The following is a 22,241-nucleotide window of genomic DNA, read 5'->3' as shown; positions in this document are numbered from 1 at the left end:
GGCTGATGAGCGCCGACGACAAGACGCGGATATCGCCTGACGTGGCCAGCACAGCCGTAGGCACGCAACTCAGCGGCATCTATGAACTGGACGAGCGGATCGCATTCGGTGGCATGGGCGAAGTCTACCGTGGCCACAACATCCAGACCGGCGACCATGTCGCCATCAAGATCGTATTGCCCGAGTTCGCCCGTGACCAGACGATCCTGTCGCTGTTCCGCAAGGAAGCGACGATCCTCAATCATTTGTCACACGACGCGGTCGTGCGATATCACGTCTTCACGATCGACCCCGGTATCGGCCGCCCCTACCTTGCCATGGAATTCGTCGACGGCCAATCGCTGTTCGATATCATGCGAAATGGCCCGATGCCGACGGAAGACGTGCGCAAGCTCTGCCATCGCCTGGCTTCCGGCTTGAACGCCGTGCACCAGGCGGGAGCAATACACCGTGACCTCTCCCCGGATAACATCATCCTGCCGGGAGGCCGGGTCGATCGCGCAAAGATCATCGATTTTGGCATCGCGCGATCGGCGACCGTCGGCGGCGAGACGCTGATCGGCGGAAAGTTCGCGGGAAAGTACAACTACGTTTCTCCCGAGCAACTCGGGCTGTACAGCGGCGATGTCAGCGAGCAATCCGACATCTACAGCCTGGGCCTGGTGCTGGCCGCTGCTCTGCGCGGGAAACCGATCGACATGAGCGGCTCCCAGTTGGAGATCGTGGAAAAACGCCGAACCGTTCCGGACCTCTCCGACATCGACGCCGATTTTCGTGGAATTGTCGAGGCCATGCTGCAGCCGGATCCACAAGACCGGCCGATCAGCATGGCCGATATCGCCAGGGCGACACGTGACGACACGGACGAGGAGACAAGGCCGCCAACGTCGATCACACCGCGCGACCGGACGCCGCGAACCGGGGGAACCGCCGCGCCTGGCCCCAAGCTTCCCGGCCCCAAGCTTGCTGGTCCCAAGATGGCAAGTCAGCCTCCGGCGGCTGCCGGTGAGCAGCGCTTCGTTCCGCATGTCCGGCCCGCACTTCTGTCCGAGCCAAGGCCTTCGCCAGTTGCCGGTCCTGCTCGGGCGGTTTTGCCAAAGGTCCCGGCAAAGTCCACCAAGACCCGATCGATCACAATCGCTGCCCTGGCGATATTGGCTGTCGCGTCGGGTGCAGGCGTTTACCTGGGCGGCGTAATGACGCCTTCCACGCCGACAGCCGGCGACACATCGTTTTTGTCGCCAAATGCATCCAAACCGGCCCCGACGGACAGCGCTGCAAATTCGCCGGGCGATGAGCCGGCAAAGGCAGTTCCACCCGATCAGTCACAAACAGAAGCCACTGCGCCGCCAGCCGAAAGTCAGGCAGGTGCGGCGGCGGATCATAAATTGGAGCCGGCACGGCCCGCCGAAGTCCTCTCACCATCCGAGGCAACCCCGGAGCCGACGGCAGCCGAGGCGCAGCCGCCAGCTGAAAGTCAGGCAGATGCCGGCGCGGATCAAAGGCTGGAGCCGACGCGGCCCGCCGAAGTCCTCTCGCCAACCGAGGAAACCCCGGAGCCGGCGGCAACCGAGGACATTTCGGAGCCGGCGGCAGCCGAGGCGCCATCGCCAGCTGAAAATCGGGCAGATGCCGCGGCGGATCAAAAGTTGGAGCCGACACGGCCAGCCGAAGTCCTTTCGCCAGCCGAGGAAAGCCCGGTCCCGCCGCGCATCCAGGTCGCGCCAATGCCACCGGCCGACAAGGCCTCGCCGCCCGCAGCGGTCCGGCCCGAAATTATGGAGAGCCGGAGGCCCGATCAGCCGGCCAGCCAGCACGCGCGGGCCGAAAGCCAGACGGATGATGCGAACGAAAAACGGCAGCAGGACGAGACGGCGGCAGGCAAACAGCCGGGCGAAGCCACTGTTGCCTTGAACGTGCCGAAACCGGACCTAAAACTGCCGCCGAAAAATGCCCTCGACCCCGCTGTGCAACGGGTCTCCTGGGTGCGGGACTTCAACGGCGGCGACTGTTTCTATGCGACGTTGACGTCGGTAACCGAGGCCGCCGTCGCCATCGAAGGATTGGGCACGGAGATCCAGCCGTTCGAACGAATGCTGTCCGATTTCCAGGCAAGATTCCGTGTCGAACCGGACATCAGCGTCCGCCTCATTGAGCCGGCTCAATGCGAAGTCACCAACTTTCTGCGCTTTCTGGACCAAATGCCGGCTGACAAGCCGCAGCTTGTTCTCGATCGAACGACGGTGCCGAGCGGCTCGCCGATCGGCGGCTCGCTGGTGACGCATCGCGGCCTTATTTCCAGCGTGCTGCTGATCGACCACAGGGGCATGGCATTCAGCCTCGACGATCTTATCCTGGCGCAAGCGGACAAGGCGACCTTCAACATTCCGATTGATCTTGGCGCAGCCGACAAGGCGGCCGGCAAGGTCGTGCCGCAGATCATAATGGTAATCACGGGTCCACAGGATATTCACGCTGCGGCGTTCTCCGCGCCGACACCAGCCGCGCTGCTGTTGCCCAAAATTCTCGACGAGATCGACGCCAACCGAGCTGAGTACTCCGCAACGGCAAAGTATTTTCGGCTCGGCGGGTAGCATGGACGCCGATGGCCCACCGCCGCTCGCGCTTTTCCTTCCTGCCCGCTGTGCCGCCCAACAATCAGCGTGACCGGCTTCGCGGCCTGCTTGTCCCGAGCGGCCGTATCAGACTTGCGGTCATATTGGGCGCGACATTGCTGGCTCTCCTGTCGCCTCACGAAGCGCGCGCCGAATTCACCGTCTGCAATCAGACGCTCGACGTCGTCAATCTCGCTGTCGGCCAAAAAGTCGACAATGCCGACCAGACCGATGGCTGGTGGACCATCGGCGCAAATCAGTGCGTCAACGTCATCCGCGAGGAACTTTCGAACCGCTACATCTACATCTATGCAACGGACGTCTTTGGCCATGCGACCCTGACCGGGTCGACCGAAATGTGCATCGACCGGCGGCGTTTCTCGATACGCGGCATCGATGAATGCTGGCAGCGCGGCCATATCGCCGCACGATTTCTCGAAGTCGATACGCTTGAACAGGCGCGGTGGACCTTCTTTCTGACCGGAAGCAATCCGTGACGCACAGTATCGACACAAGCTTCAAGTTGAAAAAGCAGGCCCGCGCCGCCCTGCGCAGGCGCAGGCTCTGGCGCAGGCTGCTTGCCGGGCTTGCTGTGGTTGCCCTGTTGTCGATCGCTGCCGGCTTCTATCTAACCGCGGATTATTGGTCGTTTGGCGACGAGGATGAGGAGTTGCATGCCGTCGAGGGAACCGACGATGTGCCGGCCGACGCATCTGTCTATGTGCCTGCCATCATCGATCTCGCAGGCGACCCGATGTGGATCACGCTTGCGCCCGACACCGGCGGCGCAACAAAAAGCCAAGTCATCCCGCGCCCGGCAGAACTCGACCAGGCCGGCGTTTCTCCGCAGATCGAGATTCTGTCCGACGTGATGCTTAGCGCCAGCGAAAAGTTCATGACGACGATACCGTCCACGCAAGAAGATTTCGCATTCTTCCAGGCGCAGCGACAGACCGCGCCGGCGCCATCCAACGAGTTGCAAAACGACGTTCAGCCACCGCCCGTTCCAAACGAGGCTCCGGTTGCTTCGGACCCGCAGGGGGGTGTCGATGATGCCGAAGCAGGTTGGGGCGAAACAATCGATTCAGGCGAGGCAGCCCTTCCCGCGTTCCAGAAAACCCAGATCGAAAACAACACAAGCGTTGCAAATGTCATCAGTGAACATCAACGATACGAGGCTACCGAGGACATTTTCGTAAAGATCCTCAACGACCGCAGCCTGGACAGCGTTGCGCTCGATGCGCATTTCTCCGCCGAGGATGCCAGGCTGGCAGGCGAGGCGCTGAAGGCGCTTTTCAATCGGGAAAGCCTTGAGCCAGGTCATGTCGTCGCCATGCGCGGTTTCAGACCGACGCGCGAGACGACAACCATGTCCCTCATGCAGGTCTCGATCTACGCCAGGAACGTATTTGTCGGTACGCTGACGCGCAATGCCGCCGGTGTGTTTGTGTCCGGTGTCGACCCGTGGGTCCGCGAAGATTTGTTCAACTACTCGGGCGCACAGGCGCAAGGCACGCATAAAAGGCAATACCGGCTGCTCGACGCGATCTACTCGACAGCAGCGCGCAACAAGGTTCCGACCGGCGTGATCGGAGAAGCGATCATGTATCTGTCGCGAGGACAGGATCTGGATGCCTTCGCCAGCGAAGACCAGCGTCTGGTCCTGATCTATTCGCAAAAACCGCGTGGCAAGGAAGAGACGGCCGGACGGGTGCTGTATGTTGGCGTCCAGGGTAGCGAAAAAAGCCTCGACTGTTTCGTGTTCCAGCAGACCGACCGCCAGTTTGCATGCGTCAGCGGCGACGATCAGGTTCGCTCGTTGACAGTGGCGAACGGCATGGTCACCCCGGTCAACGGGGTCATGACCTCGACTTTCGGCCCACGCAAGCACCCAATCCTCGGAACCGTTCGTATCCACAAGGGCGTGGATTGGGCGGCGCCTCTGGGCACGCCGATAGCCGCCGCCTTCGACGGCGAAATCGTCTTTCAGGGCGATGGAAGTGGTTACGGCAACCTGGTGAAGATCTCGCATGGGGACGGCAGCGAGACGCGCTATGCGCATATGCAGAAATTCGCGGACAAGGGTGGTGTCGGCGCGAAGGTGAAGGCAGGCGATATCATTGGCTATATCGGCACCACCGGTCTTTCGACCGGGCCGCACCTGCATTTCGAGCTCTATCGCAATGGGCAGGCGATCGATCCGTTGGGCACGGTTACGGCAATCGCGACGGACGCTTCCGCTGTCGAAACGCTGACCGAGCGTATCGTTCAAGTCGAAAGCGGCGGCAAAGCCCGCGCCAAGAACCCACTTTCTTCGGCGACCGGCGCCGGTCAGTTCATAACCAAGACGTGGATCCGGATGATGAACACCTACCGCCCCGAGCTGGCGCGGACACTGTCAACCGCCGACCTGCTCGCTCTGCGTTTTGACGCCACCATCTCGCGCGAGATGGTCAGCAATCTGGCGCGCGAAGGCGAAGCCTATCTTCGGGCACGCGGCCACCAGATCACAGCCGGCCGGCTTTATCTCTGTCATTTCCTGGGGATGGAAGGCGCCCATCAAGTGTTGTCGTCGCCGGGCTCGGCGCAATTGAGCGCCGTGCTCGGATCGGCCGTCATTCAAGCCAACCCGTTTCTCACCGGCAAGTCCGCCAGCTATGTCGTGAGCTGGGCCGAAAGGAAAATGGGGCGGAAGCTGAGCCCGGCGATGGTTGAAGTGAGCCAACAAACAACGACAACGACGGAAGTCCGGCAGACATCGCCCGAGTTCGAAAAATACAAGCAGGCGATCACGGCTCTCATAGGCTCGATGCAGAATACCCTTTGAACCTGCTTCTCGAGGCGCGCGAGTTTGCCGTTAGTCCATTGGCGTTCCTGCTGCCAAGTGCTACTATAGCCAACTTTTTTCGGGCCTTTGTGAACCAAAACTGTGGTCGAGATCACATACGCCCAGGAGCCATTTTGGCATGCGCAGACATCGATAGTGCGCCCCGGTGGGGCGGAGGGCTGGACCATGAAAGCATTTGCCGTCTTTCTGAGCGGGTTTGTCCTGTTTGTCATCACGTCGCTTGGAGCCGAGGCTGCCGCGCCTGATGCCAAACGCGTGGCACTGGTCATCGGCAACAGTGAATATGTCCATGCCGTTGCCTTGCCCAATCCCGCCAACGATGCGCACCTCATCGCATCCACGCTACGCAATGCCGGCTTCCAGGTGATCGAGGGGCTCGATCAAGACAATGCAGGCATGCACAGCCTCATCAGTCGGTTTACCGAGCAATCCTACGATGCCGAGCTCGCCGTCATTTTCTATGCCGGCCACGGCATGCAGGTCGACGGCAAGAATTTCTTGATTCCGATAGACGCCGAACTGACATCGCCCGCTCATCTCAAGACCCGCACCGTTCAGATCGACGACTTCATGGCAGCGTTACCAGCCGAGCCGGCGATCGGCGTCATCATCCTCGATGCCTGCCGCGACAATCCATTGGCCAGGACGCTGGCCGCCTCGATGCCGAAGAGCCGTTCCGCCTCGTTTGGCTCCGGACTGGCGCCGATTGAAGCAAGATCGGACGGCGTGGGAACCGGCGGAGTCTTGATTGCGTATGCAACCGACCCCGGCGCCATCGCTTTCGACGGCAACGGCGTAAACAGTCCCTACTCCGCGGCGCTCGCCAGACACCTGACTGAACCTGGCGTTGAAATCCAGAGCGCGCTGACGCGTGTGCGCGGCCAGGTGACCGAAACGACACAAGGTCGCCAAAGACCTTGGCACAACGCATCACTGGGACGCGAGGTCTTCCTGGGACAGTCCAAAGCGGAAGCAGCGCCTGCCACAAAACCGATCGCTGGTGCGTCCGGCGCGATGACACCGGCGCCTGCCCCGGTGACCAACGAGCCTCCTTCCTGGGAGGTTGAGCAGCGTCTGTGGGACGAAGCTTCCAAGCGCAATTCCATTCCGTTCTACGAAGCCTATCTTGAACAGTTTCCGAGCGGCCGCTTCGCCACGGTGGCACGGCTGAACATTGACCAGTTGAACGAACCGAAGGCCGAAGATCGGCAGCTCCCGGCAGTCGATGAGGACGAGGCCAACGCAATTTCCGGCTCAGCCGTTCGCACCTCGGTTGGGGTCTCGGACGAGGTGAAGCGGGCCCCGGGCACCGAGTTGACGGAGAGCGCGATCGGTCTCGATCGCCAGGGCCGTATCGATCTGCAGTTGCGCATCGAAGCCTTGGGCAACGAGCTTGGCCGTATTGACGGAAACATAGGCCCAAAAACCCGCCAAGCAATCGGCATCTGGCAAGCGAAAAACGGCCTGCCGCAGACGACCTTTTTGACACGCGAGCAACTGACGTTCCTGGTGATCCAGACGGATCCAATGATGGATTCGGTGCGCGCCAGCTACGCTGCCGATCTGGCTCGAGCACAGCCGAAGAAACAGGTGCAGCAGGCCCGCACAAAGAAGCCGGTGGCACAGAAGGCCCGCACACAAAAGCCGGTGGTGGCACAGAAGCCCCGCAGGCAGCAGGTCGAGGTTCGACGGGATGTTCCGCCGCCGGACAACAACGACTTCCTGACCAAGGCGCTGATTTTCGGCACCGGTGTGGCCGTGGGTGGCGTGCTCAACAACAACTGACGAGCCAGTTTCAGGCGTGTCGACGCGGGCCGTGCCTCGGTGGTCGGAGCGGCCCTACTCGGTCCTTATCCGCATTTCCACCCGGCGGTTTACCGGATCGAATGGATTGGGGTTGCGCGGACTGGCTTCGCCCAGGCCTGTCGCTTTGATGCGGGCAGGATCGATGCCGTTGGAGGTCAGGAAGGTTGTTACCGATCTGGCTCTGCGTTCCGACAGCCCCTCGTTGTAGCGCTCCGAGCCGGTTGCATCGGTATGACCCTCGACAACGAAGTTCAAAGTGCTCAGTCGGCGGTCCTTCAGTGCCTTGGCGAACTCGTCCAGTTCAGCGCGGGCAGTCGCATCGAGTTCCGCAGAATCAAGGCCGAAATTGATCAGCATGTCGAGGCTGGTTTTTTCGGCAGGCGCTGCCTTGTTCTTGCTGTTGCACTCTTCTTCGGTGCCGACGCAAATTCCACGCGGCGGGCCGAGCTCGCTCGCCGCGTCAAAAAACTTCACGATGTCTTCTGATTTCTGAAGTGGATCAGCAAAAGCGTGGGTCGAATAAAACGCGACCGTAAACACGAAGGCTAAACTGCCCGACCGCATAACGGTTACTCCTGTCTTGAGCATCGATTTCATCGACTGCGGACAATACCAAATTGCGAAGCGGTTGTCTGTCAAAACGTCGAGGGCAGTTGCATCTTGCTAGTCGTGAAGACCTGACGCTTGGTACCCATGTAAAAGGACGCGAGACGACCCTTTCCTGCCCTTCAGGATAGAACAAGCTATGACCGCAAATCGGCCGAATGCGGATTTTGTCTGGGTGCCGGCCGAGACAGCGATGTCGATCGGCTTGTTTCGGCTTACCGGAGCGTTGCCGAGGGATCCGATATCGCCGAATGGGGGCGACGGACCGCAGTGCCTCTGATCGAAGGATTCGCGGCATTCTGGCGTGGCGACTACGAGAGGGCCGCCGATCGCCTCCATAGCACACGGTTCATCGCCAATAGCTTCGGCGGCAGCCACGCCCAGCGCGACGTCATCGACTGACGCTGGCTGAGGCCGCTGCGCGCGGGCCTGACCCGCCTGACGGAAGCCCTCGCCAACGAGCGGTTGGCGCTGAAGCCCCACAGCCCCGTAAACCAGTCCTTCCTTAGGCGGGCCCGCAAGTGGCGCCTCGATAAGGCCGAGGAGTTGATGCACAAAGCCGGCTGAGGCTCGATCGAAATGCGCGAGCTGCCGCACGATGGTGGACGTGACGCGCCCGGCGCGGGCAAGGCAGACCTCGACCGAGGCACTTACATGAGAGGTATTGGCCCGGACGTCCATCTCGGAGGCGCCCATGAAAGATAGAGTCTCGCCGACACGACGTCGCACGGTTTCTAGCCCAAGGGGGAATGAGCATTGTGATACAATCGAAACATTTCAGCACCGCTCAAGAACAACGACTGAAACATCCGGGGCGTAGATTCCAGGCAAGCGGGAGCGCGCCGCCAGAACGTGACGCCGGCGCGGCCCGCAATCAATGGGAGGCTCACATGAAATTGCGCAAGTTCCTGCCTGGCGCGGGATGGACCACACTCTTAGTCATAGGTTTCGGCGCCGGCGCCATCGCGTATGCGGCCGGCGGCCCGGCCAGTATTCAGCTTGCCGCCGCCACGCGAGTGCCGCTCCCGAAGGACTTGTCCATGTCGCACTGCGTCGCCGCGACGCTACCGCTCGAATCGCCCATCGCCGAGGCGGTCAAGGCCTACGAGGATGCCGAGCCGCCGCTTTGGGACAACCTCGGCACGCTCACCTGGCCGATCAGCACGAAGAACCCGGACGCGCAGAAATTTTTCGACCAGGGCCTGAGGCAGGCCGCCAACTTCAACCACGCCGAGGCGCGTCGCGCCTTCCGCAAGGCGCAGCGTCTCGATCCGGGTTGCGCGATGTGCTTCCTCGGCGAAGCACTTGTACTCGGACCCAACATCAACGTGCCGATGGACCCTGCCGCGAACGCACCGGCCGTCGCCGCGCTGAAAAAAGCACAGTCGCTCGCCTCAGCGGCGACCGACAAGGAGCGTGGCCTCATCGATGCCGTCGCCGCCCGCTACTCGGACGATCCCAACGCGGATCGCAAAGCGCTCGATGCGGCCTTCGCCGATGCCATGGCCGCCCTGTCCGACAAATATCCCCACGATCTGGAACTCGCCATGATCGCGGCGGAAGCGGCCATGGACACCCAGCCATGGGACTATTGGCAGCCCGGCGGCAAGGAGCCGAAGGGCCGCACAGCTGACGCTCAGAAGCGGCTGGAAGCCGTGCTGACGAAAAAGCCCGACCATGCCTGGGCGATTCACCTCTACATACATCTGGTGGAGGCTTCCGACCGCCCGGAGCGGGCCGAGCCCTATGCCGAGCGACTCGCCGCGCTGATGCCGGGTGCCGGGCACATCGTCCACATGCCGAGCCACATCTACCATCGGGTCGGCCGCTACGCCGACTCGCTCGCATCTAACGTCGCCGCCGCAAAGGTCGACGAGACCTACATTGCCGATACCGGTGCGGTCGGTGTCTACCCGATCGGCTATTATTCTCACAATGTCCACTTCGTGATGGTCTCGGCGCAGCTTCTGGGTGACGCGCCGACGGTCTTAGACCAGGCCGAGAAGCTGGACACGCTGCTCACCAACGAGATCGCCGCTGCGATCCCGATCGTGCAGCCGGTCAAGGCGGCGCCTTATTTCGCCTGGGCGCAATACGGCGACCCAGACATGGTCCTAGCCAAGCCGGTGCAGGCGGACGCGCCAGCCTATGTGAAGGCAGTCCAGCATTATATGCGCGGCGCCGCCTTGGCGGCAAAGAAGGATATTGCCGCCGCGCGCGGCGAGGCCGACGCCATTCACCGCATCGCGGCGGAGACCGACTGGTCGACCCATGACGCCTGGGGAATCCCGGCGCTGGCCGTGCTGCAGGTAGCTGAGGCAACGGTGCGGGCACGCGCGGCCGAGGCCGACGGTAACCTGGAGGGCGCCGTGGCGATCTGGAGGAAGGCCGCCGAGGTCGAGGAAACGATCCCCTACATGGAGCCGCCCTACTGGTATTATCCGGTGAGGCAGTCGCTGGGCGCTGCCCTGCTGCGTACCGGCCATCCGGAAGAGGCCGAGAAGGAGTTCCGGGCCGCGCTCGACAAGGCGCGCGGCAGCGCCTGGGCGCTGTTCGGCCTCAAGGAAACGGCAAAGGCCAGGCGCGACACCGCCGCCGAGGCCAAGGCCGCCGATGAACTCGCCAAAGCCTGGCGTGGCGACCCCGCCACGCTGACGCTGGAGCGGCTGTGACGGGCCTTTCCCGCAGGGGATTTCTCTCCCTCCGGTCAACGGCCGGAGGGGGATTTCACTTCCCGCAGGGCTGCCGGCCAAAAATCCGGTCGAGGCGCGCGGCCGTTCATCAAGTCAATACGATACTCGGCCTCCACGCCAAAGATTGTGAGCGACTGTTAGGCCGAGGGACCACGCGTCCGCTGCGCGACGGTAGCGCGACATGCGAGCTCTGTGTCCTGCTGAAACGAACGAAACACTCTGGCGTCGATCCAGAGAAACTGCCGAGACAAGAACGGATTACGTCAGACGGAACTGCCGACCGCAGCAGCTTCCAACCGTTGGAGTGGTGCGAATGTTGCGAAATGGGAGCAGCACGGTCCAAGGTGTGACAGATATTCAAGAAGGCGCTGCCGCTGGTAAGCGGGTTGCGCTCGGCTGAAAGAGCGACATGGCAAACGCCCCGAAGATGTGTGGCCGGCAGGCAATTTCAACTCAGAAAGCGGAGTTTGGTTGATGGGAGACCTGCGATTCGCAACTGTTCGACTGGCGACGGGTCCACAGATTCACTACGCGGAACAGGGCAATGCTGACGGCGATCCGATCCTCTTTCTGCACGGGTGGCCGGACTCTTGGTTCTCGTTCAGCAGTATTCTGCCGTTGCTGTCGCATCGGGTTCATGCATTTGTCCTGGATCAGCGAGGTTTCGGTGACTCGGAAGCGCTGGATGCCGGTTACGGGATCGACGAATTCGCCGCTGATGCCGTCGCGTTTCTCGACGCTGTTTCCATCGAGCGCGCCACCATCGTCGGACACTCTTTCGGAAGTTTCGTCGCGCGACACGTCGCGATCACAAATCCCGAACGAGTCGCACGCTTGGTCTTGATCGGCACTGGTGTGTCGGCCGCCACTCCGGTCACGCGGGAGGTCCAGGCCACACTGATGGAGCTACCAGACCCGGTGCCGGTGGAGTTCGCCCGCGATTTTCAGGCGAGCACCGCGCACGTACCCCTGCCCGAATCGTTCTTCGAACGGATCGTTGCCGAAAGCCTGAAGCTGGCGGCTTGGCGTTGGCGCGGCGTGCTCGACGGTTTGCTCGCTTACGATGACACGGAGCAACTTTCTCGGAGTGTCACACCGACGCTCCTCATGTGGGGCGAACGCGACGTGCTCTTTTCCAGAAACGATCAGGATCGCCTCGTGACCGCGATCCGAGGATCCAAACTGCTCAGCTACCCGGAGACCGGACATTGTCCGAATTGGGAACGGCCCCAACGCGTCGCAGCCGATCTCGAGACCTTTATAGACCAGAGTTGACAAGCACTTCAGGCACGGGGCGCGCCCTGTGCATGTTCTCGGTTACCTACGGCCAGTCGGTGAGAGACGTCTCCAGTGCCCAGTAGTTCAGCTGGAATGTCGGCTCCTGGCGCGCAATCCTGTCGTTCAGGTTAAACCTGTTGTGGGGCAACTTCCCACCCATTGCTGCAATTCGATTTGGGTATCAACCGTCAGATTTTCACCACTAGGGACTGGAGACTTGACCCGCCCCGTATCCAGGGCTTCAGTGTCGATTGTTCCCTGGGGAGAGCGTGTCGCCATGGCCAATGAGCTTCGATTCAAAACGGCACGGGACCTTTTCATGGCCTGCCCCGCTGTTTCCAGGGACATGGTGGCACTTCCGACCGAACAGCCTTCAATCGAATTTTGCCGCGCCCTGCTGGCCGGGCGGGTGCCAGAGGAGGCGATTACGTTCTGTGCCTATCTGCTTCCCGAGCGGGCTGCGGTGTGGTGGGCCCATGAATGCCTGAGCCATCTCACCGTTCTGCTCGACAGCAGGGATCAGGAATTGCTCGCGGTTGTTCGTGACTGGGTCAGCCAACCGGAGAGCCCTCACCATGGCCCGGAAGTGAGCGAGGCTGCGGCAATGCCGCCAACAACGCCGGCCGCGTGGATTGCCCTGGCTGTAGGACGGCATGGCAACGGGTCAGCTATGGAGGCGCCAGCGCCATCGGCCTTGCCGCCAGCCGCCAGCGCTGTGAGCGCGGGGGTTTTGGCCGGACTGGCACGTGTGGCGTTGGAGGACCGCTTTTCAGTTCTTTCCGCGTTTGTCGAAATGGGTATCCAGATGGCAGAGACAGAGGCACTGCGCCAGTCAGCGGATGCGAGTTAGACCGTAGCCGTGTCCGCGAACGGGATACGTCCAAATTGAACGAGAATCAGGCTCTAGCTATCTGATTTAGCTGCATTGTGCGACGCCAAGTGACCCCACGTGGCTGCAGAATGCTCTAGTTGTTTGGCTTACTTGCAGCAGCCATTCAACGCTATCCTCCCCAGCCGCCGCCGCCTCCGCTGCTCCCGCCACTCCCGCCACTTCCGGCACCCCCGCCTCCTCCCGAAGAAGGAATGATTACGGGACGTGCGGCAGCAGGCTCGTCCGCGGCCGGACTAACCACTTTCCTGGCGGCCACCTGTTTGGGAGCGGGGTTGACGACCTTCCGCGGCGCCGCGGCTCTGCGAACGACCTTCGGCGCCGGCTCGGGCGTCGCCACCAGCGGCGTCGGTTGAAGGGGTGGCCAGGATGTGCAGCCCATGACCCCGGCCAAGGCGATGGACAGAGTTATCCCGATTGTTGCCTGCTTCAGATTTCTGCCCACCATTGCCTCCTTGTTGATCAGAACAAATCCCGACGCGGATTGGCTTGTTCCCAGACCGCCCTGGCCACCTTGACGAGTTGCTTGTCGACAGAACCGCTCAACGGAATCTTCGACTTGAGTTCCCCACGCAGCTGCTTCAACGCCGCCGCTTTCGGCTTGGCCCCGAATTGCGCCAACGTCGCCCGGGCGTCAGGCAGCTCATTGCGAAGATCGAGCGCAACTGTGAATGCCAGGAAACGCACGGCGACGGCCTGGTCAGCCTTGTCGCCCTTTTGCATCTCGAGGGCCGCGCGATCATAGGCGCCGGACTGATCACCGCGCGAGGTTGCCAGTTCAAACAGGCGTTGGGCTTCATCAAGGTTCTGCTCGACGCCAACGCCATCACGGTACATGCGCGCAAGACTGCCCGGCGCATAGGGCTGGCCGAGGTCGATGGCCTTCTGAAAAAGCGCCAGCGCAGCCTTCGGATCCTTTTCGACGCCCCTGCCGCTGAGGTAATTGCGACCGAGCAAGTTCATCGAATACATGTCCTGGCGCTGGACGCCGGCCTCCAGGAAGGCAACCGCGCGGGCCTGATCGGCGGGCACGCCGTTGCGGCCTTCGGTGAAGATCGCCGCGAGATCGTTCATGGCATAGGTGTGCCCCATCGATGCCGCCTTGAGCAGCAGATCCAGCCCCTTGCCGGTGTCGCGCTCGACGCCGTAGCCATGGAACAGGGCACGACCCCACGACGTCATCCCGTAGGGATCGCCCTTGTCGGCCGCAGCGGCGTAGAAGGTGTTGGCCTGCTTGCGGTCGACAGCCTGGCCCGTTCCCGTCGCGTAGAGGTAGCCGAGTTCGAACACCGCGCGCACATGCCCCCTGTCGGCGGCCTGTTGTATGGCTTTCCTGGCCTGGTCGACCTTGCCGGCTGCAAGCAGCGCGCGTCCCAGTTCATAACGGAAGCGGGCGACATCGGGATACGCCTTCACCGCAGCCTCGCAGAGCTTTACCGCGTCGGCGCCGATTTCATTTGGCAGCAGGCCGGGGACGACGCCTTGAAGGTCGAGAGGTTCGCCGGCAGCCAGGTCGCACGGATCGACGCTTGGCGACAGTTTCATACTGGCGGGTTTGGCTGCGCCGCTGTCCGCCCGAATTTCGAAGGCGATCTCGACCGGTGCGCTGGCTCCGATCTGGGGTTCATAGCGCAGCCCCTCGACTTCGCCGACCGTCAAGCTCGATTCGGGCGACAGGGTCCGATCCGGCAGGGAGAGCGTCCCCGTTGCCGGATAGTTTGTGACTTTCAGGCTGACCGCCGCATCGTCTGTCGGGACGTCGAGGTTCAGGGCAACGGCGCCGACGCCGACCGGGGCGTCGACGTCCCGGTTCTCGATCGCCTCGGCCGCACCGGTGACATGAATGCCGCGCTGCAGCACCTGCTGCTTCTGCTCGGCTTCGAGCGAGGCCATCACCTGTTCGCCCTCGGCTCCTTCGCCACTCTTGACCCGGAACACCAGCATGCCCTTGGCTTCGCCGCCCCAACTGTCGCGTGCGGCGTAGGCCAGCATATCCATCTCTTCCGGCTCGCCAGTTCCCTTGGGGACATCCAACTGCAAACGCGGCAGATCCTTGCCCTGGATCAGGTCTCCCGCCTCGATGACCTTGCCGTCCAGCATCAGGCGTCCCAAGGCGGGTGGTCTTTCGATGCTGACGGTTATTGTCCCGCCATCGACCTGGACCGGTTCCGGGAGGTCCAGATCGATGGGGCCTGCCCCGGACAGCACGACTTTCTCCAATACCGGCGGCAGCGATGGGCGGCTGATGCGACGCATCAGAACGACTTCGTCGATCAGCGACGAGTTCTCCCAGGGAACCTGCAGGCCCTTGGTAACCTCAACCACATCCCGGCGGACGGCCGACATGACCGTGCGGATCTCCTGGTTCGGGGCGAGCGCGCGACGAGAAAACGCCGATGAGAAAGGACTGAGGTCGCCGGCGCCGTCATAGGCGACCGCGCCGGGTTCGGTGGCGAAAGCAATCAGCGTATTCAGTGAGCTTCTTACTTGCGCAAGTCCGGTGCCGCTGGCAGTAAGAAGCTGGTCCCTGAGCCAATAGTCCTTGCGAGGGAATGGATTGTTGCGGCAGGCATCGAGGATGATCACCTGGATCTTCGATTTCGAACGCATCTGCTGCAGCACATCGTTCAGCTTGATTGCCTGGACCTCGACGTCCGCCGCATCTTTCAACGAGGCATCGACAGGGATCAGGAAATTTTCGCCGCCGATCTGAAAGCCGTGGCCGGAATAGTAGACGACAGCCACATCCGCGCCGTCCACGGCGGCAAGATAGTTGCGGAACTGATCTTCAAATTGCAGCTTTGTAAGATTGCTCGCGACGAAAACATCAAAACCAGCCGCTCGAAACGTGTTGGACACGTCCACCACATCTTTGGCCGGGTTCTTGAGGGCCGAGATTTCCTGGTAATCGGAGTTGCCGATTACAAAGGCGACCCTTCGTTCGACTGCAGAAGCGTCGAAAGTCGTGACGCTTGCGAGCATCAAGGCCGCAACGAAGCCGCAACGTCGGAGCATGGCAAATCCCTTAACCGTCGTTACCTGGCGACCACAAGAACACAGCTTGCAGTGCCAAGGTCCGTTAGAGAGCATGCTATCTGCCGAGACAGAAAAGAGAGAAAAGCCGTCGCGACAGCGGTATATTCCTCACTTGATCGATCCCTAAATTACATCAGAGCCCGACTGTCCGCAATGAGCGTCAAACGGATTCTCAACCTGGCTATTTGCTCGTGGTCGATACGGTCCCCTCGGATCGAGCGTGGCCGGCATAGCCTTGACTTGCGCATGCATCACGGGTCAGAGCGCTGAGGTTTTCCACTGCTAATGTCCGCCTGCCGCTGATTTTCTCTACCCACCATTTCCGCGACTCGATTAGCGTCTGCTTATGGAGCATCGGCACGCCATTCGACGGAACAAGGAAGGGCTTTGGGAGGTCTACGATATAGACGACGACAGGGTTGTCTTCGCGGAGGGGGTGGCTCTGACAGATTTGCTGGATGAGGAGGCGCTCGACGCCCTGGAGTTGCTAAAGGGTGGATTCCTGGTCCCGAGCAGCGCTCCCAAGGCCAGTTGACACTTTGAGGGTTTTGCCGAGGCCCCGCGGCGAAACGACAAACTCTCCTTCGTTTGGTTGATGCCTGAACAGTGCTCCGTCCGTAAGTTCGTGCTATATATTAGCAGGAGCTGTTATGAGGTTTTTGCCCGTTCAGGAACCGACCAACACATGGGCCGTGTTCGATACGACCGTGGATGTGCCGGCGCACTTCGCTGGTATTTGCCTTATCGGCTTGCCGCGGGAGCGGGCGGAGTGGCTCGCAGCAAGGGCCAATCAAGATGCGTTGGCAAGAAGCAGCAGGATCGGCCGGCTCTCGTCTCCGGAGACTGAGCACGCCGTGCTTCCCATACGCAAATGCCAGAAATCGCTTACGTCAGCAGGAGAGATTTCAACGACGGACGAAGAGGCCGCTGCGTTGGCAGCCGGGTACCAGCAGCCACCGTAAGTACGATATCACCAGCGATACAGCCATTGGTTCTGGCAAGACCATCCAGCTTGCCCGGTTCCTGCCGGAAGGATCGCGGTTATTGCTGATCCGGCATCTCGGTATTCTCTTGGGGGTTCTTTTCGATGCCCGCGGCAGGCGAGGTGTCGGCCGGGGCGTTCCCACCCTGGTTTTGCTCCTGGGCTCTTTCGAGTGGCGAGGTGCGCCAGCCCATATCGGCATACAAAAAGCCGATGAGAAAGCCGACGATGATGATCGCTGCTATCACCAGCGAAAGTATGGCGTTACGTCGCTCCATGTCCGGCTCCTTCCTGCGAGCCGAACAGCCAGTATCGAAAATGGTTCCCATCCAGCGGCAGGTCGTGGAACTTCGCACCGTGCCGGCGGTTGACACGCAGGGCTGCGAGCGGTGAACGAAGCCTCCGTTGTTTCCGTCGCAGCAGGAAGGAGACACCATGACCAACAGGAATACCACATCGAAGCCGGCCATCCGGCAGGCAGATGCCGCCGGCTTGCGACGTCCAAGCCGGGACGCTGACGATACGGATGCGGGAGCGAAGCCACCAACGCCGAAAAGCGCGGGAACATCGAACCCCTCGACCGCTCCGCTGGACAATCCGGTGGCCAACCGCAATGCCGGCCGGCCGCGCCAGCAAGGCGCCACGCCGCGACCGACCGAAAAGCCGCTGGACTGAAGGGCAAACGAGCTAGGACGTCGGGACCAATTCCGCCAAGGCTGTGAGAATGGCCGCCTGATCTGCCGGCTTGCGAACAAATCTAGCGTTGGCGAACGCGGATGGAACATCGCGCGGCCCAAAGCCGGTCAGGCACGCGAACGGAATATGGCGGATTTTTAGTTCTTCTGCGATCGCCAGGCTCGTTTCGCCATGCAGTTGAACATCCAGCAGCGCCACGTCGACAGGATTTTCGCCGATAAGACGAAGGGCCGCCGCCACCGAAGGGGCCGGGCCGATCACCTGATGTCCCGAATCGCGCAGACAAGCAGCGACGTCCTCGGCGATAAGCCATTCATCCTCGACCACCAGAACGCGCAGCGGGTCGGTCACGGCGTCTCCTTGCGCAGCATCGGGAATGTGATCTGGACCTCAAGACCGTCACGGTTGAAGGTGGTCTCGACGTTTCCGCCAAGCCGGTAGCCGATCTCACCCTGCAGCAGGGAAAGTCCGAATCCGCTAACTTCAGGTTTTCTGACCGGCGGCCCGTGTCTCTCGCGCCAGGCGAGCGTGAACATATCGCCCTCGCCAGACCATTTCAGCACGATCCTGCCCTCGGGCTTCGACAGCGCGCCATATTTGGCGGCGTTGGTCGCCAGTTCATGAATGGCCATGCTGAGGGAAAGGCCCTGTTGCGGGCTAAGCTTCACTTCAGCGCCGTCAAGTTCGAACCGGTCAATGCTGAAAGCTTCGAGCTCCTGATGCAGCAGTTCGTTGATCGAAGCTTCTTTCCAGCGCTCCTTCGACAGCAGACCGTAAGCCCGCGACATGGCGTGCAGGCGACCGATCAGCGCTTCGGCGAACTCTTCCTTCGATTCCGAACTTTCACGGGTGCGGTTGGCGATGCTGGCGACCACCGCCAGCATGTTCTTGACGCGGTGGTTCAGCTCCGAAATGAGCACCCGGTTTTGCTCTTCCGTCTCGGCCAATATGGTGACATCGACCAGCGTGACCACGACGCCCTGGATCCTGTCGTCCTTGTCGCGATAGGGATTGATGCGAACCATATAAAACCGGCCCTGGTTGTCGCGCGCCAGATGATGGTTCAGGGTCTCTCCGGTTTCGAAGACAGCATCGATGTGCTGTTTCAGCTCGGGATAGTCGAGCTGGCTCGAAAGCTCGGTCAGCGGCCGGCCGACGTCGGAGGGACGCAGGCTGAAGAAGGACGAGGCCGGCGGAGTAAAGGTCCGCACCACCAGATTGCGATCGAGGAAAATGGTTGCGATCTTCGTGCTCTCGAACAGATTCCGCAAATCGCTGTTGGCGCGGTCGAGCTCCTCTATCTTGTTGGTCAGTTCCGAATTGATGGTGTTGAGCTCCTCGTTGAGCGACTGCATCTCCTCCTTCGAGGCCTCAAGCTCCTCATTGGTCGACTGCGCCTCCTCGTTGACGGAGACCAGTTCCTCGTTCGAGGATTTCACTTCTTCCAGTGCGGTTTCGTACTCCTCGATCGTTGATTGCAGTCGCTCCCGGGTTTCGCGCAGCTCCCGCTCGAGATCGGCAGTGCCTTCGCTGCTACGGTTTTCGGGCCCAACATCGGACCGCGCCTGCACCGGCCCCGTCGGTTCGAACAGGACGAGATAAAGCCGTTCGCCCTTGCCGCGTTCCGCCAGGGGCTCGACAGTGAGTTTGATCGACAGGGCCTGTTCGTCGTCCTCGTCAACGACGACATTTTCCCGCACGACGGTGCGGCGCGTCGTGGCGGCTTCCCGCAATGCCGCGCGCAGGTCGAGCCTTAGCCCGGAGCGGGCCAAAGTCAGCACCTGCCGGCTCGGAATGCCTTGCGGCGCTTCGAGATATCGGCCCGTCCGCGCCGAATAGTAGACGACGTCACCGTCGCCATTCACCACGACATGCGGCGGCGCGAAACGCTCCAGCACTTGTGCCTCGACCGCCTGTCGAAGCGGATAGCTGGCGGTTCGCTTGTTCGGCCCCGTTCCTTCAGGCAGGAAGGCGCCTGAACGGCCATCGCCGATCAGCATCGGCAGCCTAATGTGTGGCGAGGCATGTTCCCGCGCCTGAAAAATGCGCTGCTTCTTGTCGACGGTGGCGAAGAGGTTGTCGTGCTGGCCGACGCTTTCGGACGTGCCGAGGAAAAGATAACCGCCCGGCTTCAGCGCGTAGTGGAAGATCGGAATCACCCGGTTCTGGATGTCCGAGCCGAAATAGATCAGCAGGTTGCGGCATGAAACCATGTCCATGCGTGAAAACGGCGGGTCGCGGACGACGCTGTGGGGGGAAAAGACGCACAGCTCCCGGACCTCGTTGGCAAGCACGTGGCTCTCGCCGTCGCTGCTGAAAAAACGCTGCCTGCGCTCGGGCGAGACGCCCTGCAGCAATGCCGCCGGGTAACGCGCCGCGCGCGCCACCGCAAGCGCGGGCTCATCGATGTCGGTCGCAAATATCTGGACGCGTGGCACAACCGAAAGCGTCTCCATGTGTTCGCGCAACAGCATGCCGATCGAGAACACCTCCTCGCCGGTGGCGCAGCCAGGCACCCAGATCCTGACGGCGTCGCTGGCGGTCTTGCCCTCGAACAGCTGCGGTACGACCTTCTCCTCGAGCAGCTTGAACGCGTCGGGATCACGGAAAAAATCGGTGACGTTGATCAAAAGGTCACGAAAAAGGTTCGCCACCTCGCGAGGGTCCTTCTTCAGCCATTCAACATACTCTTCAATGGAATCAAGCTGTCCGATTTGCATGCGCCGCTTGATGCGCCGCAGGAATGTCTTGGTCTTATAGCCTGAGAAATCGTGGCCGGATTGGCCCTGCAGAATGCCGTAGATCTCGTCGCGGAGCCGACCCAGTTCTGCCGTCTCGTGCTCGCCGTCTCCGGCAACGCCGTTCAGCATATCGAAGCTGCGGGCGAACCCCTCGAGCTTCGCGCCGATCTCCTCCGCCGGCGCCGCAATGTCGATCAGCCCGCTGGAGATCGCACTTTTCGGCATGTCCGGGTTGCGCGGACCGTAGCCGTCGGGAGCCTGGGCGACCGTCAGTCCGCCACGCTCCTTGATCGCCTTGGCGCCAAGCGTGCCATCGGAATCGCCGCCCGACAAAATGACGCCAACCGCATATTCGCCCTGATCCTCCGCCAACGCGCTAAAAAAGATATCGATCGGCTTGCGCTCGCGGCTGAGCACGTTGGATGGCCGCAAGTGCAGCACTCCCCGCTCGATCGTGAGAACGACGTTTTGCGGCATAACATAGACGTGGTCGGACAGGACAGTGGTGCTGTCCTCGACGACAACAACCGGGAGTTGCGTGTAACGTCCGACGACCTCATGAAGCAGGCTTTCGCGCTCGGGGCTGAGATGGGTGACGATGACGAACGCCATGCCGGGCTGGCCGGTGATGCCTTTGAACAGGCCCTCCATTGCAGGAATGCCGCCGGCCGACGCGCCGACGCCCACAATTGGAAATCTCTTCACCTGAGATGTCACCGCAAGCCCTCGGTTGAACAGCCTAGACGACAAGGCCGCCAAATCGACCCAAAGCCCACGTCCGGGCTGAACGCAACGCCCAGCATATAACGTGCGCGAGGGCCGGAACAAGTCCGTGCAGACGGCGTTAAAGTCGGGATTATTGTGGAACTCCAATGTCAAAGCGCACACCTGAGCTGAAGCTGACAAGACAAGCGTCGTTGCGCTTCGAGGATCTGCTGAGTTTGCCGGGAAACGAATCCATTCCGCCGCGCATGCTTGTTTTGGCGAAGCGATTGCAGGCAGCCTTGCAGGAACATTCCGAACAGGCCCGTGCGGACACTTGCAAATCCCGCTCGAAGAAAGGGCGATGAGGTGCGCGATCTCCGAGGAGTGCGCATCCTGATTGTCGAAGACGATTGGGTATTGGCCGGCGATCTTGCACGATATTTCGGCAATATGGGCGCGGTCGTGCTTGGCCCTGCGGCGACGGTCGAACACGCCTCCATGCATACCGAGGTGGCTGAGGCCGCGATCCTCGACGTCAATCTCAACGGCCGGCGGGTGTTTCCGATCGCCGACGAACTGATGCGCCGCGGCGTTCCCTTCGTCTTTTTCAGCGGTGACGAGGACATCGTCATTCCCGAACGTCTCCGCCACGCCAGCAATCTTCGAAAATCGTCGGATAGCTACGCCGTCTTCGACGCCTTGTTCCCTCCGGAAAAATCCGCCCTTGCCGGTCGCCCTGCCGTGAACTTGTCGGACAACGTGTTTTCACTTCTGCCGAAGCTCAGGCTCGCGGCGCGGCTGATTCTGGGCGACGTCGGTGCTTCCGATCGGCTGGTCGAGCGAACACTGGAGCGCGCCATCGGCGAGATCGACAGGCGGCGGCCCGGTGTATCGACCGAAGACTGGCTGAACGGCATCATGCGAAACATTGCCGGATCGGGCGGAACCAGCCTGCTGCACTGAGATTGGTTTTCTAATCCGAAAAGTAGGCGAAAACAGCCATCTATAGTTAAGTCCTCTATCAGAACGCGAGGCGCGCCTAAGAGCTACCCGACAGCGCCGAGTAGCAGCTTCCTCAGCCGTTCTTGCGGTCGATGAATTTGTTGAACCGGCTGTTTTTTCCGGAGCCGGTTTCGTCCTGGTAAAGGAAAGTCAGATCGTTCTCGTCGAAAATCCGGAAGAACTCATCCCATTCGATGGGTTCGAGCTTCTCCTCGGGCTCGCCAAAATCGATCCGCAAGATGCCGCCCTCGCCCCTGGTTCGTACAACCGCCGGTCGGCCACCGCGATCTTCGGCCCATTGGCGGATCTCGTCATGATTGGTGGTTGTCTTCGATTCAGACATT

17 protein-coding genes are annotated in these 22,241 nt (G+C 61.4%); 11 read left to right on the top strand and 6 right to left on the bottom strand.

Translation table 11 applies throughout. The features are described from left to right. Positions 1-5 precede the first annotated feature (5 nt). The 4 genes from AC0L18_RS08065 to AC0L18_RS08050 all read left to right on the top strand — a co-directional run bounded on the left by AC0L18_RS08065 (position 6) and on the right by AC0L18_RS08050 (position 7,248). Positions 6-2,594 (top strand): serine/threonine-protein kinase, encoded by a 2,589-nt coding sequence (locus tag AC0L18_RS08065; protein WP_473491489.1) that lies wholly within the window; start codon positions 6-8, stop codon positions 2,592-2,594. An 11-nt stretch (positions 2,595-2,605) separates the two neighbouring features. Further along, the gene (locus tag AC0L18_RS08060) at positions 2,606-3,112 is read left to right on the top strand and encodes a DUF1036 domain-containing protein (RefSeq protein ID WP_287244496.1); all 507 of its coding nucleotides are present in this window, start codon (positions 2,606-2,608) and stop codon (positions 3,110-3,112) included. Further along, positions 3,109-5,442: a M23 family metallopeptidase gene (locus tag AC0L18_RS08055; protein ID WP_473491488.1), complete on the top strand. Its 2,334-nt coding sequence runs from the start codon at positions 3,109-3,111 to the stop codon at positions 5,440-5,442. The genes AC0L18_RS08060 and AC0L18_RS08055 overlap by 4 nt, the downstream gene beginning before the upstream one ends. Positions 5,443-5,628: 186 nt before the next feature. Continuing rightward, positions 5,629-7,248 carry a caspase family protein gene (locus tag AC0L18_RS08050; protein ID WP_473491487.1) on the top strand — a complete coding sequence of 540 codons (1,620 nt, stop codon included), beginning with the start codon at positions 5,629-5,631 and terminating at the stop codon, positions 7,246-7,248. Positions 7,249-7,302: 54 nt separating this feature from the next. Here the strand turns inward: AC0L18_RS08050 and AC0L18_RS08045 are convergent, their stop codons facing one another. Continuing rightward, positions 7,303-7,833, bottom strand: coding sequence for an OmpA family protein (locus AC0L18_RS08045; RefSeq protein WP_473491611.1), 531 nt, complete (start codon positions 7,831-7,833; stop codon positions 7,303-7,305). A 312-nt stretch (positions 7,834-8,145) separates the two neighbouring features. Between AC0L18_RS08045 and AC0L18_RS08040 the strand changes: the two genes are divergently transcribed. The 4 genes from AC0L18_RS08040 to AC0L18_RS08025 all read left to right on the top strand — a co-directional run bounded on the left by AC0L18_RS08040 (position 8,146) and on the right by AC0L18_RS08025 (position 12,696). After that, a complete protein-coding gene (locus tag AC0L18_RS08040) occupies positions 8,146-8,277 on the top strand; it encodes a hypothetical protein (protein ID WP_473491485.1) in 132 nt (43 codons plus the stop codon). A 488-nt stretch (positions 8,278-8,765) separates the two neighbouring features. Beyond that, complete coding sequence (locus AC0L18_RS08035) at positions 8,766-10,547, top strand: tetratricopeptide repeat protein (RefSeq protein ID WP_473491484.1); 1,782 nt, start codon at positions 8,766-8,768, stop codon at positions 10,545-10,547. Positions 10,548-11,042: 495 nt separating this feature from the next. Further along, complete coding sequence (locus AC0L18_RS08030; RefSeq protein WP_473491483.1) at positions 11,043-11,843, top strand: alpha/beta fold hydrolase; 801 nt, start codon at positions 11,043-11,045, stop codon at positions 11,841-11,843. 280 nt (positions 11,844-12,123) lie between these two features. Then, positions 12,124-12,696: a DUF6931 family protein gene (locus tag AC0L18_RS08025; RefSeq protein WP_473491482.1), complete on the top strand. Its 573-nt coding sequence runs from the start codon at positions 12,124-12,126 to the stop codon at positions 12,694-12,696. A 501-nt stretch (positions 12,697-13,197) separates the two neighbouring features. Here AC0L18_RS08025 and AC0L18_RS08020 read toward each other — a convergent pair. After that, on the bottom strand, positions 13,198-15,750 hold the full coding sequence (locus AC0L18_RS08020) for a caspase family protein (RefSeq protein WP_473491481.1): 2,553 nt from the start codon (positions 15,748-15,750) through the stop codon (positions 13,198-13,200). A gap of 1,062 nt (positions 15,751-16,812) precedes the next feature. Beyond that, positions 16,813-17,031: a hypothetical protein gene (locus tag AC0L18_RS08015; RefSeq protein ID WP_023801274.1), complete on the bottom strand. Its 219-nt coding sequence runs from the start codon at positions 17,029-17,031 to the stop codon at positions 16,813-16,815. A 157-nt stretch (positions 17,032-17,188) separates the two neighbouring features. Between AC0L18_RS08015 and AC0L18_RS08010 the strand changes: the two genes are divergently transcribed. Further along, the gene (locus AC0L18_RS08010; RefSeq protein ID WP_473491480.1) at positions 17,189-17,428 is read left to right on the top strand and encodes a hypothetical protein; all 240 of its coding nucleotides are present in this window, start codon (positions 17,189-17,191) and stop codon (positions 17,426-17,428) included. A 12-nt stretch (positions 17,429-17,440) separates the two neighbouring features. On the opposite strand, the gene AC0L18_RS08005 is transcribed toward AC0L18_RS08010, so the two are convergent. Together AC0L18_RS08005 and AC0L18_RS08000 are read right to left on the bottom strand one after the other, a co-directional pair. Next, positions 17,441-17,800, bottom strand: a complete 360-nt coding sequence (locus AC0L18_RS08005) for a response regulator (RefSeq protein WP_473491478.1) — start codon at positions 17,798-17,800, stop codon at positions 17,441-17,443. Continuing rightward, entirely contained in the window at positions 17,797-20,895 is a 3,099-nt protein-coding gene (locus AC0L18_RS08000; protein ID WP_473491477.1) for a CheR family methyltransferase, read from the bottom strand. Before AC0L18_RS08000 ends, AC0L18_RS08005 begins: the two co-directional genes overlap by 4 nt. A 167-nt stretch (positions 20,896-21,062) precedes the next feature. On the opposite strand from AC0L18_RS08000, the gene AC0L18_RS07995 reads away from it, so the two are divergent. Continuing rightward, a complete protein-coding gene (locus tag AC0L18_RS07995) occupies positions 21,063-21,260 on the top strand; it encodes a hypothetical protein (RefSeq protein ID WP_473491475.1) in 198 nt (65 codons plus the stop codon). A gap of 1 nt (position 21,261) precedes the next feature. Next, a complete protein-coding gene (locus AC0L18_RS07990) occupies positions 21,262-21,858 on the top strand; it encodes a response regulator (RefSeq protein ID WP_473491474.1) in 597 nt (198 codons plus the stop codon). Positions 21,859-21,970: 112 nt separating this feature from the next. Here the strand turns inward: AC0L18_RS07990 and AC0L18_RS07985 are convergent, their stop codons facing one another. After that, entirely contained in the window at positions 21,971-22,240 is a 270-nt protein-coding gene (locus AC0L18_RS07985; protein ID WP_027153502.1) for a hypothetical protein, read from the bottom strand. Between the last annotated feature and the right edge of the window lies 1 nt (position 22,241).

It is taken from the genome of Mesorhizobium sp. WSM4819 (assembly GCF_055811215.1).
This window is presented reverse-complemented; position numbering and strand designations above follow the sequence as displayed.